Here is a 12,615-nt window from a genome sequence, read left to right as displayed (position 1 = left end):
AGGGAATAGGATTTCCTATCTTTATTTTTCAGGTTCATTTAAGGATTTTGTTTTATGACTTACACTCAATATATAACCACCCGCAAGGATAAGAAGAAGAACAACCCAAAATATCACTTTCCAAGCAATTGAATGTGGGAAATCCTCGTCTAAAATACCAACCTGTGGATGTGCAAGAGTCATCACGCCTAGTTTTACACCAACCCAGCCTACAATCATAAATGCTGCTGTTTCAAATGAAGGATATTTCTGTAATAACGAAACAAACCATTGTGCAGCGAATCTCATAATAATCAAACCGATAATCCCGCCTAAGAACATGACCGCAAATTGTCCTGCATTAATGCCTCCGATAGAAAAATCTCCCATGTGAGGCAAGGTAACAGCAAGTGCAACAGCTGCCAACATTGAATCTATCGCAAACGCTAAATCTGCCATTTCTACTTTCACTACTGTTGCCCAAAATCCTGAAGCTTTCTTTTGTTTAACAGAATCTGAAGAACCTGTTTGATGCTTTTTCATATCATACAGATGCTTTCCTGAAACAAAGAGAAGATAGATTGCACCTATTGCTTGTATCCACCACCACTTTACTAAAAAAGTGATTAAAAAAAGTGCTGCAAAGCGCAATACAAACGCACCAATCAAACCATAAAAGAGCGCCTTTTTTTGTTGAAGTGGCGGTAGATGTTTCACCATTACAGCCATGACCACCGCATTATCTGCCGCAAGCAGACCTTCTAATACTATTAATATTAATAGTACCCATCCGTACTCTAGTAAAATTGTTTCCATAAAAGTTATTTCCTCCCTTAAATTTGAAAATAAAAAGACCTCTGCCTATAAAAGGCAAAGGTCTCGCTTAGCATTCGTCATTTTTGGATGCTTCTCATAACCGATGGCGTTGCTGCCATGTAATGACGATTATGAGGTAGGTTTCCCTATAGCTACTCCCCTTTGACATGTGTCAAAAGAAGTTATACAGTTTGTTAACTCAGTATAGCAAAAAGTATTCAAAATGTAAATGCATTTTTGTAGATGGAAACATTTGAATTACAATAAGCTATATAAGCGAATATCCGGATTTTTATCATTAAACCAACGCATAGCAAATTCATTTTCGAATAAGAATACGTAGTTGTTAAAACGGTCATGCACTAGCATGCTGCGCGGGCCGGACATTGATTCTTTGACATCTTCTTCGTTTTCAATCCAACGGGCAATTTTACTGCCAATTGGCTCCATATGAACATCTACATTGTATTCATTTTTCATACGGTTTTCGAAAACTTCAAATTGAAGCTGCCCAACAGCACCCAAGATCACATCTTCTGTGTGTAGAGTTTTATAGTATTGAATGGCCCCTTCTTGCACCAACTGCTCAATACCTTTATGGAAATGCTTAGACTTCATAACGTTTTTAGCTGTTACACGAACAAACAGTTCAGGTGTAAACTGCGGAAGCTTTTCGAATTGGAATGTTTTCTTTCCGCCGACAATCGTATCACCGATTTGATATGTTCCAGTATCATAGAGACCAATAATATCGCCTGCTACCGCTACATCAACAGTCTCGCGGTCATCAGCCAAAAATTGAGTAGATTGTGTCACTTTAAAGGATTTTTTCGTACGAGATAAAGTGATGTTCATACCGCGTTCAAACATACCTGATACAATCCGGACAAACGCAATACGGTCCCTATGCGCTGGGTTCATATTTGCTTGAATTTTAAAGATAAAACCTGAGAATTCTTGATCCAACGGCTCTACAATTGTTTCCTCTTCTGTTAAACGAGGCTGAGGCGTAGGTGCGAATTCTAAATATGTTTCTAAAAATGTTTGAACACCAAAATTTGTTAAAGCAGAACCAAAGAATACAGGTGTTAATTCCCCTCTTTTGATACGCTCTTTTGAAAAGCTATTTCCCGCTTCATTCAACAGCATAATATCATCCATTGCTTGCGTATAGTAGGATGTTTTTTTCATCTCATGGTCAACAGCAAGCTCGCCGTTTTCATCTAACGGTAAAAAGCGTTCATCTTCTTCTGTACGGAATTGTTCAATTCGGCTATTGTAACGGTCATAAATGCCAAGGAATTCTTTCCCCATACCGATTGGCCAGTTCATCGCATACGATTCAATGCCCAATACTTCTTCTAGTTCTTCCATTAATTCTAAAGGCTCTTTACCTTGACGGTCTAATTTATTGATGAATGTAAAGATCGGAATACCTCGCATACGGCAAACCTTAAATAACTTCAACGTTTGGGCTTCAATCCCTTTCGCTGCATCAATAATCATGACAGCACTGTCAACAGCCATTAACGTACGGTACGTATCTTCTGAGAAGTCTTGGTGTCCAGGTGTATCCAAAATGTTTACACGGCAATCATTATAGTCAAATTGCATAACAGAGGAAGTAACAGAAATCCCCCGTTGTTTTTCAATCTCCATCCAGTCAGATGTCGCAAATTTGCCAGATTTCTTTGCTTTGACAGTACCCGCATCACGAATAGCACCACCAAAGTATAATAATTTTTCGGTCATCGTTGTTTTACCAGCATCCGGGTGAGAGATAATGGCGAATGTACGACGGGCTAATATATCTTGTTCAAGCTTAGCACTCATATTGTAATCTCCTTTATTTCTTTAAATAGTGATTTTTATCTGGGATCTATAGTTAGTCTACATCGGATTCATCCTTTAATATTTTTCACTAAGTGAATTTTTATATTTTAATTTTAATGAAAGATTTGGAATACCTTCACAATCAGTTATCCCATTTTCTTGTAGAATTATAACTTCGCCGTTTTTTAATTAAAACTTAACCTTGCAATTATATCAAAAAAAGTGAGGGTATTCATACCCTCACTTTTCTTAAATGATGTAATTTTAATTATCGATTAGGTAAGTTGAATTTTTCCCTTGCAGCTGCTAGAGCAATCTCTGCATCGCTGTGCGGGTATTTTTCATTGCCAATGATTTGATAATCCTCATGACCTTTCCCTGCAAACAAAATAACATCGCCGGGTTCAGCCACTTCGATTGCATGGCGTACAGCTTCTGCACGATCACCGATACAACGATATTGATCATGCTGCATCCCTTTTTCTAAACCACTTAGAATGCTGCCATATTCTTCATAGCGCGGATCATCTGTCGTTAATATAACATAATCAGCTGCAGAGGCTTTTTTAGCCATATCCGGACGTTTTAATTGGTCACGGTTGCCGCCTGTGCCTATTAGAAAAATGAGCTTATTTTTCTTATATGGCATTGCAGCAGTAATAGCTTTTTCAATTGCATCAGGTGTATGAGCATAATCAACGAAGATTTGTATAGGGAAATTCTTTGGCGATACTTGTTCCATACGGCCTTTTACAGGTTTTAATTGTTCTAGCTGTTCAATAATTTCTTGTACTTTATATCCTTTGCAATATAATGCGGCTGTAGCAGCTAAAGCATTATAAATATTAAATTCGCCAAGCAATTGCAATTCAACGCTAAATGTTCCTTCTGGCGTTACCATGTCAAAATAGGTGTGATGGTCATGATACTCACAGTTAATGGCTCTAAACAATGCGTCTTCATTGTGCAGACCATAAGTCCATATTGGATATGGGGTAAGACCCGCATATTTTTCAGACCACTTATCATCTGCATTTAATACAGCATGTTTATCTTTCTCAAGATCTTGGCCAAGCTGAGAGAATAACAAACCTTTTGCATTTCCGTATTCCTCCATCGATCCATGGAAGTCAAGATGGTCATGTGTTAGGTTTGTAAAAATAGCAACATCAAAGTCTACGCCCGCAACACGGCCTAAAACAAGACCGTGAGAGGAAACTTCCATTACCATTGTTTCACAGCTCTCCGCTTTGGCGCGGAATATCATTTGTTGTGTAGATAATGCATCACTTGTTGTGTTGCCTGATTCGTATAAAATTCCGTTCAAATTAAAGCCAATAGTTCCTTTTAATGCAGAACGAACGCCAAGCCCCAATAAAATATTTTCGATCATTGTAGCGACACTTGTTTTGCCGTTTGTTCCCGTCACTCCGAACATTATCAAGTCTGTTGATGGATAGTCAAAAAACCGTGCTGACAAAAGGCCAAGCGCTCGATTTGTATCGCTAACGATGACTTGCGTTACATCTCCTGACAAATCAAGTTGCTTTTCAGTAACGATAATAGTAGCACCTTGGTCAACCGCATTCTGGGCAAAGTCGTGCCCATCGACTGTATAACCTTTAATGCATATAAATATACTTTTGGGTTCTACACCACGAGAATCAATCGCAATGTTTTTTATTTGATCTGGCAATGTTCCAATGACTTTTTTACTCGGTAAACATTGTAATAACTGTGTTGCTTGCATTCTTTATTTCCTCCTATTACTCGTCACACATGGTTGACGCCACATACGCAGATACAAGTTGAGCTGTATTCTTAATTGAATCAATATGTGTCCGTTCATACGCGTGAGATGACTCAATCCCTGCACCAAATAATGCATGCCGTATATCAAAACCAGCGCGAATGGCGGCAGAAGCATCTGAACCATAGTAAGGATAAATATCTAGTTTGTAATCTATGTTGCTTTCTTTTGCGAGCTTGACTAAATGCTGTGTCAGCTCATAGTGATAAGGACCGCTTGAATCCTTCACACAAATGGAAACAGTATATTCATCAGATGATTGGCCGTCACCAATCGCTCCCATATCTACAGCTATATATTCAACAACCTCAGAAGGTATGCTTGCATTGCCGCCATAGCCAATTTCCTCGTTGTTTGAAATATAAAAATGCGTTGTATACGGCAATTCAATCTTTTCAGCAACGATTGTTTTCACGAATTGAAGCAGTATAGCTGCACTTGCTTTATCATCCAGATGTCTAGATTTAATGAAACCTGTTTCAGTTGCTTCATAACGGGCATCAAAAGAAACAAAGTCGCCTACTTCTATACCGATTGATCGGCTGTCCTTTTCATTAAACACCTTTTCATCAACTCGAACTTCGATATGTTCCTCATTGCGGGGCAGCTCGCCTGCTTTCTTGTATACGTGAACAGATGTTTCGTGCATGAGAATGGTACCTCGGATTTTTTTGCCGGAAGCCGTATGGATGGTACAGGACTCACCCTCTACAGCATTCCATCTGAAACCGCCCACCATCGTCAGTGCCAGGCGACCGTTTGATTTGATTTCTTTTACCATAGCGCCCAATGTATCAACATGAGCTGTCAGCAAGCGATGGCGTTGCGTATTCTTGCCTTCAAGTGTAGCAATGACAGCGCCCTTATTTGTTTTGATGAATGGAACATTACTATCTTCTAAATATTCACTGATAAAATTCATAATTTTTGTTGTATAGCCTGATGGACTTGCAATATTCACTAATTTTTCTAGCAATTCAACTGTTTCTTCTTCGTTAAATCTATTTTTCAATGCAATTCCCCCTACTTGTTCTCTCATCATATCAAAATAGGACATTTTACGACAACGTAAAATCATGTATGATGGAAGTATGAAAATATTTAGTACTTCCGAGGTGTCTTAATGAAGCACTCTACCATATTAAGAAAAAAGAATCGCTTCGTACTGTTAATTTTAGTAGCGGCGACCATTTTTCATACATTGATTAATTTACTTGGATTAATAGATGATGGCCAACTCTTAACGCTTTCGTCTATTCTATTTTGTATCTGTATTGGTATATTAACCTATTTTAAAATTGATGAACGACTGATTTGTATTCTGTTGGCAATAGGACTCAATTCATTTGTTGTACTGATTAATCTATATTTTAATTATACACATCATTTGGTCCTCTTTATATTATTACTTTTTATCTTAGCTATCTATCATTCTTTTTGGCTGAATTTTGCTATGATGTCTATCTCATTGATTGAATTTTATTTTCTATTAAAATTTCATTATGAGCCCTTTTCTAAATTCTATAATTCAACAGATATGACGATATTCTTTTTAATTTTTATATTCTTAGCAGTAATTGGAATTATTCAAAGCAACTATTTGAATTATAGATGGAAAAAGGTTGAACAAGTAGCTGAAGAGAAACAGCAAGAATTATTGTCAAAAGAAGGCTACCTGCACCTATTTTTTGAAAATGCGAAAGATAGTATTGCCGTTTTTGATTTGGAAGGACGTGTGGTAGCAGTAAACCCTGCTTTTGAAAAATTGTATGGATGGCGTAAAGAAGAATGTATTGGAAACGAGATTCCGCTTGTTCCACCAGAAAATTTAGCGTATGCAAATGAGCGTTTACGCCATTTGTTAAATGGAGAAAGCTTCCACCTATTTGAGACAAAGGATATGAAAAAAGACGGTACTTACTTTGATGCACAAGTAACTCTTTCACCAATACTTGACGATGAAGGCAAGGTTATTGCCACATCTGTCATTACTAGAGATATATCCTATAAAAAAGAAGCAGAACAAATGCGAATCCAGTCAGAAAAGTTAAAAGTTGCAGGTGAAATTGCTGCTGGGGTGGCTCATGAAATTCGTAATCCTTTAACGGTGATTTCTGGTTTTGTTCAAATGATGAATAATGAGCAAAATTCGCCTTACACCTACTATACAAATCTAATTAACGCAGAGATTGACCGTATAAATTTAATCATTAGCGAGTTCTTAGTTCTGTCGAAACCTCATTCAAAACAAGTGAGAGATTTTGATGTTAAACATGTGGTATCTGATATCTTATTATTGTTCAAACCAGAGTTACAAATGAAAAATATTTGTCTACTAGAGGATATTCCGGATAACAATATTGTATTAAGAGGTGACTCTAATCAAATCAAACAGGTCTTAATTAATTTGATAAAAAACGCAATCGAAGCGATTGAAACTGATGGCACCATTACGATTTCGATTAAAGAAGCAGAAGAAGGTTATTGTGCGATTCGAGTGGCAGATAACGGGCAGGGAATGTCTGAGGAAGTCATTCAACATATTTTCGAGCCATTTTATACAACAAAAGATGCAGGGACAGGGCTTGGTATGATGATCTCTGAAAAAATTATTCAAGAGCATAAAGGTTGGATAGAAATCAACAGCAGCGTTGGAGAAGGAACTGAAATATCCATTTTCCTAGAAATGCTGTCTGAATCGTAAGAAGTTACAATAAAGCTATTTTGTATTTAGATAAAATTTTGATACGAGGACTGAAAAGTCTCCCTTTTAGACAACTGCGAGTATGGAATGTGAAATCGTTCTCATACTCGCTTTTTTTATAGAAGGCGTTGCCACTGTTCAAGACAGGCTGTACCATTGCTCAACAACATAGCTAATTTAAACATATGAAAAGAGGCAATTTCTATCCAAAAACAGAATAGCTATTGCCTCTTTTTATAATAATTACTTGATCTAAAAGGGTTGAGCCTATTCTTGCATTTGGCTCCGAATATATTCACGGATTATCGGCAAATCTGGTGGGCTTATGTTAGAAGGGATACTATTTATATGAAAGAATTTTAAGTCCGCAACCTCGTTTTCTTCTGCCTTATGATTCCTTTATAATCTTTACATATATAAGCTGCTACTACATTATATACCTCATCACCATGAGGATATTGATAGTAAAGATCTTGGCCAGAAAAAACCTCTAATAGCATTAAATTGTTTGCAGTTAATCCTGTTTCTTCAAATAACTCTCTTTTGGCAACTTGTTCTAATGTTTCCCCTATCTCCATAGAACCACCGGATAACCCCCAACAATGATTATCCTTGCGAAGTTGCAACAATAGCTCATTTTTGTTATTAATAAGAATTACACATGCACCTACCATGATTAAAGGTCGACTGCCCACTATATTTCTTAATTCCTTAATATATCCCATACCAACCTCCGATAGCCTAAAAACTAATCTCTCTATTTAGTACCTTCACGTCCAAATGCTATTGTTTGAATATTTTCCTTATCAAGGAATGCTTCTATTTTTTTCTGTTCTTTGCCATTGACTACCCCATTTTTCTCAATGAGTGAACCAATGTTTAATTTAGAAAAATCCCCATCACTAACCTTATCAATTATTGTGTTTAATTCATGAATATATTCGTTTGAAGCCGTTATATAACGACTGATTCTTTCAGATTCTTCTTGATACCCTTCCGGTAAGGTATTATTCGAGATATATTGTGAGAAGGATTCATCATTTTCTTTTATAAGCTTGTTAATCCTGTTCAGCTTTTTTGATTCACTTTTAGATAATTTCTCACCGTCATAAATATTGTCCTCAAATGGTTCACTAGCACGTTCTAATTTTTCATCACTATCTAGGTAGGTTTGTATGCTACGTTTCATTTCCTCTTTGTTAAGAGTTTGATTTTTTTTGGTTGAATTGAAAACAGTACGCGGAATTTTCACATCTGCAATAAGTGGTGTATCGTCTTCCGCATCATCGATATATTCTTTCTGAGAACAACCACTCAGTGCACATACAATTAAGAAGCCATAAACAATTTTCCTCATTTATTTATTCTTCTCCCCCTTAAGGCTAGAGATTTCTCATTTATCCTTTATCGCAAAACTGTGCGAATTAACTTTGCCTTTTGCTTATAAGGTGGATACAATAAATTATTCGCTAGTTTACTAGATCGTTTAAGAATAGATTTTGGATGTGTAAAGCATTCAAAACTAGCCTTACCGTGATAATTGCCGATACCTGACGGACCAACTCCCCCAAATGGCAGGTGGGTATTCCCGACATGTGCCATCGTATCATTAATGCACCCTCCGCCAAACGGCAATTCATCTAAAAAGTATTGAATGGCTTTTTCGGTCTCTGAAAAGAAATAAGCCGCAAGCGGTTTTGGCTTCTGCTTGATCCGATATATAGCCTCAGGCAAATCATCATACACTAGTAAAGGAAGGATCGGACCAAAAATCTCATCTTCCATCACAGGATTATCCCACCTGATATCTTGTAAAACAGTTGGTTCAATATACAAATCTTCTCTGTCTACATTCCCGCCAAACAAGAGATGTTCCTTTTCCTTTGTGAGCAGTTGATTCAGCCGATCGAACTGCTTGGTATTGATAATACGTCCAAAGTCCGGACTCTCTTGTGGATTGGAGCCATAAAACTTTTGCAGCGTTTTTTTTAAATGGCGGATGAATGTTACTTTCACTGATTCGTGGACAAGCACATAATCCGGTGCCACACATGTTTGGCCTGCATTTAAAAATTTCCCCCACACAATCCGTTTTACTGCTACTTCAATATTAGCTGTTTGATCTACAATGACCGGGCTTTTACCACCTAGCTCAAGCACGTGTGGTGTTAATCGTTCGGCACATGCTTTGGCTACGATTTTCCCTACTCCTACACTACCTGTGAAAAACACAAAATCAAAAGGTGCATGGATAAGTATGGATGTTTCCTCCACTTCGCCCTCTACCATACGTACATAACGTTCTTCAAATGTTTCTTCAACTATTTTTTGTATGACAGCTGCTGTGTGTGGAGCAGACTCTGATGGCTTCACAATTGCTGTATTCCCACCAATAATGGCGCCAATCAACGGCTCCATAACAAGCTGGAATGGATAATTAAATGGGCCAATGATTAATGAAACACCATATGGCTCTCGAACCACCATACTTTTGGCAGGTTGGAAATAGATCGGAGTAGGAACAGCTATAGGATGCATCCATTCTTCTAAATACTTCAGCATAAAACCGATGCTTTCTAATACAATACCGACTTCTGTCGAGTAAGCCTCAAACTCACTCTTATGTAAATCTTGATTTAAAGCGCTCATTATTTCTTTTTCGTTTCGTTGAATGGATCCCTTTAATTTCTTTAACTGTTCCCTACGGAATTCCAGTGTTTTTGTTGCACCCGACATATAATATTCTCGTTGCAAAGCGATCATGTTTTCAATATCTTGTACAGTAAAATTCGCCATAAAATCCCTCCTACAAAGTATAAAAAAAACCAACTTATCCATACTAATTTCAGCTAAATAGAATGTTGATTTTGCCAGTACGCACTGTCTTTTTTCAAATTGTACCATTTGTGAAAAATGAATACTAGTCGCGAAGGGAGTCATTAATATGATAAAAACAGACACTTGGTGGGAATCTTTATTTTCAGGGGATTTATCAATTGGACTATCACTGGAACGTCAACAGGAGCTAGAAGATGAAGGATTTTTGTATTTGCAAAATACAGAACGTTTTGAACGACAAGATGAGTTAACGATCTAACATATACCTTCATCTTACTTCAAGCATGTATACGCAACTATCCGTATACATGCTTTTTTCACTTTCAAAAAAAGGTGGAGACAGGAATGAACAAAAGCATCCAAATTTATAAAAGAGATATAAAAAATATTGTTATAAACGGTAGTTCAGCCATTATCATATTGGGGCTAATTATTCTACCCTCTCTTTATGCTTGGCTTAATATCGCTGCTTCTTGGGATCCTTACGGAAAAACCAATCAGATCCCCGTTGCCATTGTTAATGAAGATCAAGGAGCAACAGCTGGGAACCGCTCGTTTAATGCAGGGAAGGAATTAGTAGAGCAACTAAAAGGCAATCATGATATGGATTGGAAGTTTACAACAAGGACTAAGGCGTTGGATCGTTTGAATAATGGAGACTATTTCTCTGTCATCATCATTCCTAAAGGGTTTTCTAAGGAACTAGCGACTGTCACAAGCGGGCAGCCCCAACGCGCCAAGATGGATTACTTTGTAAACGAAAAGATTAATTCTATTGCTCCGAAAATCACCAGCAAAGGTGCTAGTGTTTTAGTCGAATCAATGAGCAGCAAATTTATTGGAACAGTGAATGGTATTATCTTTGATATTATGAACAGGCTTGGCGTAACGATGCAGGAGGAATTGCCTGATATCGAAAACTTTAAAAATTTGGTTTTCACTCTAGAAAGAGATTTACCGTCTATTTTCAACAAGCTTCAACGAGCGCAAAAGGACCTCAATAGCGCTGGTCAAATTCTTCAAAAAGCCAAAAAGGATTTGCCAGAAGCAAAGGCTTTAACACAAGATGGTCTTTCCATGATCAATCAGACATTAACTTTCATCAATAATGCAGAAACAAAAATAAATTCGCTCAAACCCCAAGTAAGAAATGATGTTGAAAAAATCCAGCATATTGCTACATCTGCCCAAGATCTCATTACAGCCTTAAACAACGATAACTTCACGCCTGCCACTTTGACTGATATGCATAATAAACTGAACCAGCAAGCGAGTACTGCACTTGAAAGATTGACCGCTATTCACACTGCCCTGACAACACTGCAACAAAACAGCAATAATCAACAAACAACGGAGGACCGTCAAGCTTTAGACAAAGCTTTACAGCAAACAGCCAATGCTCAACAAGCCATGGAAACCCTGCAGCAAAATATACAATCAAACACAGACCAAGTACAAGGGCTTTCTCAAAGGATTGGAAAGCTACGGGAGTTTTCAGATACCGCCCTCACTGGCCTAAAGAATTTCACGAATGAGTTCGACAATGTTATTCAACCTACAATCGATTCACATATCAATCATATAAAAGAGATGCTAACAGGAACGAAAGGTATATTGACAGATATCCAGTCTACTTTCCCTGAAATAACACGCTTATTAAATGTATCTGATAGTACATTAGCTAGCACCAACCAAGGATTGCAAAAAGCAATTGCTGATTATCCGCTTATTCATAGTCGTGTACAAAAGCTCGCCAATCAAATACGCAGTTTCGAGAAAGAAACAAATCTTAACAGTGTCATCCAATTGCTCATCAATAATCCGACCGCTGAAAAGACCTTTTTTGAAGAACCTATTAAGATGAAAGAACATCGCGTATTCCCTATCCCTAATTATGGCACTGGCATGGCTCCGTTTTATTCTGTCTTGGCCATTTGGGTTGGCGGACTACTGCTTGTTTCATTATTGGCGACAGACGTAGAGGATAAGCAATATACTGTTCGAGAAGTATACTTTGGTAAGCTGCTGACATTTTGGACGATTGGCCTTTTGCAAGCGCTAATTATTGTATTAGGCGACCTTTTCCTCTTAAAAGTCTCCGTACAAGCACCGCTTCCTTTTTTACTCTTTAGCTTATTTATCAGCATTGTATTCATGACCATTGTTTACACGCTCGTTTCAGTCTTCGGAAATATCGGAAAAGCCTTATCCATTGTCCTGCTTGTATTGCAGCTGGCAGGTTCAGGAGGGACATATCCTGTCGTTTTGCTACCCAAGTTTTTCCAGATCATTAATCCTTACCTTCCCTTTACCTACGCGATTTCCTTGGCTAGAGAATCTATTGGCGGAATCATTTGGCAGAAAGTCATTTTAGACTTATCCTTCCTAGGTGGCGTCTTGCTATTTATCCTGTTATTTGGAAGTATTTTTAAAAAGCAAATGCAAACCATGACTTTAAAAATGACCGAGAAATCCAGAAAATCTGGTTTATTCCACTAAATCTACGTATTTCACATCAAAACGATACAACGTATTGACATTTGTTGTTTTGAAAATTATGATAGATGGAGATTCTTACACAAGTAAGACTCAATAATCTCAAATAAGAGCCTTGCACAATTGCTGTGCAAGGCTT

At 37.6% G+C, this 12,615-nt stretch carries 9 protein-coding genes and 1 pseudogene; 3 read left to right on the top strand and 7 right to left on the bottom strand.

Annotated features, from left to right (window positions below; all coding sequences use genetic code 11):
• Positions 1-21: 21 nt before the first annotated feature.
• The 4 genes from M2M59_RS03805 to M2M59_RS03790 form a co-directional block, all read right to left on the bottom strand.
• Positions 22-795: a TerC family protein gene (locus M2M59_RS03805; protein WP_147194445.1), complete on the bottom strand. Its 774-nt coding sequence runs from the start codon at positions 793-795 to the stop codon at positions 22-24.
• 258 nt (positions 796-1,053) lie between these two features.
• Positions 1,054-2,628, bottom strand: a complete 1,575-nt coding sequence (locus M2M59_RS03800; RefSeq protein ID WP_147194448.1) for a peptide chain release factor 3 — start codon at positions 2,626-2,628, stop codon at positions 1,054-1,056.
• Between the two features lie 268 nt (positions 2,629-2,896).
• Entirely contained in the window at positions 2,897-4,378 is a 1,482-nt protein-coding gene (locus M2M59_RS03795) for a UDP-N-acetylmuramoyl-L-alanyl-D-glutamate--2,6-diaminopimelate ligase (protein WP_147194451.1), read from the bottom strand.
• Between the two features lie 16 nt (positions 4,379-4,394).
• Positions 4,395-5,450, bottom strand: a complete 1,056-nt coding sequence (locus tag M2M59_RS03790) for a M42 family metallopeptidase (RefSeq protein ID WP_249775562.1) — start codon at positions 5,448-5,450, stop codon at positions 4,395-4,397.
• 111 nt (positions 5,451-5,561) lie between these two features.
• Between M2M59_RS03790 and M2M59_RS03785 the strand changes: the two genes are divergently transcribed.
• Complete coding sequence (locus tag M2M59_RS03785) at positions 5,562-7,142, top strand: two-component system sensor histidine kinase NtrB (protein WP_249775561.1); 1,581 nt, start codon at positions 5,562-5,564, stop codon at positions 7,140-7,142.
• A gap of 267 nt (positions 7,143-7,409) precedes the next feature.
• Here the strand turns inward: M2M59_RS03785 and M2M59_RS03780 are convergent.
• From M2M59_RS03780 to M2M59_RS03770, 3 genes and pseudogenes are all read right to left on the bottom strand, one after another.
• Positions 7,410-7,867 (bottom strand): annotated as a pseudogene (locus M2M59_RS03780) (NUDIX hydrolase).
• Between the two features lie 32 nt (positions 7,868-7,899).
• Positions 7,900-8,499 carry an NDxxF motif lipoprotein gene (locus M2M59_RS03775; RefSeq protein ID WP_147194462.1) on the bottom strand — a complete coding sequence of 200 codons (600 nt, stop codon included), beginning with the start codon at positions 8,497-8,499 and terminating at the stop codon, positions 7,900-7,902.
• Positions 8,500-8,546: 47 nt separating this feature from the next.
• Complete coding sequence (locus tag M2M59_RS03770; RefSeq protein ID WP_249775560.1) at positions 8,547-9,938, bottom strand: aldehyde dehydrogenase; 1,392 nt, start codon at positions 9,936-9,938, stop codon at positions 8,547-8,549.
• 148 nt (positions 9,939-10,086) lie between these two features.
• Between M2M59_RS03770 and M2M59_RS03765 the strand changes: the two genes are divergently transcribed.
• Positions 10,087-10,239 carry a hypothetical protein gene (locus M2M59_RS03765; RefSeq protein ID WP_173668467.1) on the top strand — a complete coding sequence of 51 codons (153 nt, stop codon included), beginning with the start codon at positions 10,087-10,089 and terminating at the stop codon, positions 10,237-10,239.
• An 86-nt stretch (positions 10,240-10,325) separates the two neighbouring features.
• Entirely contained in the window at positions 10,326-12,479 is a 2,154-nt protein-coding gene (locus tag M2M59_RS03760; RefSeq protein ID WP_249775559.1) for a YhgE/Pip domain-containing protein, read from the top strand.
• The last annotated feature ends 136 nt before the right edge of the window (positions 12,480-12,615 follow it).

This window comes from Rummeliibacillus sp. G93 (assembly GCF_023515935.1).
Lineage (GTDB): Bacteria > Bacillota > Bacilli > Bacillales_A > Planococcaceae > Rummeliibacillus > Rummeliibacillus stabekisii.
Note: the sequence above shows the minus strand (reverse complement) of the source record. Positions and strands in the feature narration are given on the sequence as shown.

Coding starts and splice junctions, on each gene's coding strand:
- M2M59_RS03765 (WP_173668467.1), top strand. CDS start 10,087: ATGATAAAAACAGACACTTGGTGGGAATCTTTATTTTCAGGGGATTTA.
- M2M59_RS03805 (WP_147194445.1), bottom strand. CDS start 795: ATGGAAACAATTTTACTAGAGTACGGATGGGTACTATTAATATTAATA.
- M2M59_RS03800 (WP_147194448.1), bottom strand. CDS start 2,628: ATGAGTGCTAAGCTTGAACAAGATATATTAGCCCGTCGTACATTCGCC.
- M2M59_RS03775 (WP_147194462.1), bottom strand. CDS start 8,499: ATGAGGAAAATTGTTTATGGCTTCTTAATTGTATGTGCACTGAGTGGT.
- M2M59_RS03760 (WP_249775559.1), top strand. CDS start 10,326: ATGAACAAAAGCATCCAAATTTATAAAAGAGATATAAAAAATATTGTT.
- M2M59_RS03770 (WP_249775560.1), bottom strand. CDS start 9,938: ATGGCGAATTTTACTGTACAAGATATTGAAAACATGATCGCTTTGCAA.
- M2M59_RS03785 (WP_249775561.1), top strand. CDS start 5,562: ATGAAGCACTCTACCATATTAAGAAAAAAGAATCGCTTCGTACTGTTA.
- M2M59_RS03795 (WP_147194451.1), bottom strand. CDS start 4,378: ATGCAAGCAACACAGTTATTACAATGTTTACCGAGTAAAAAAGTCATT.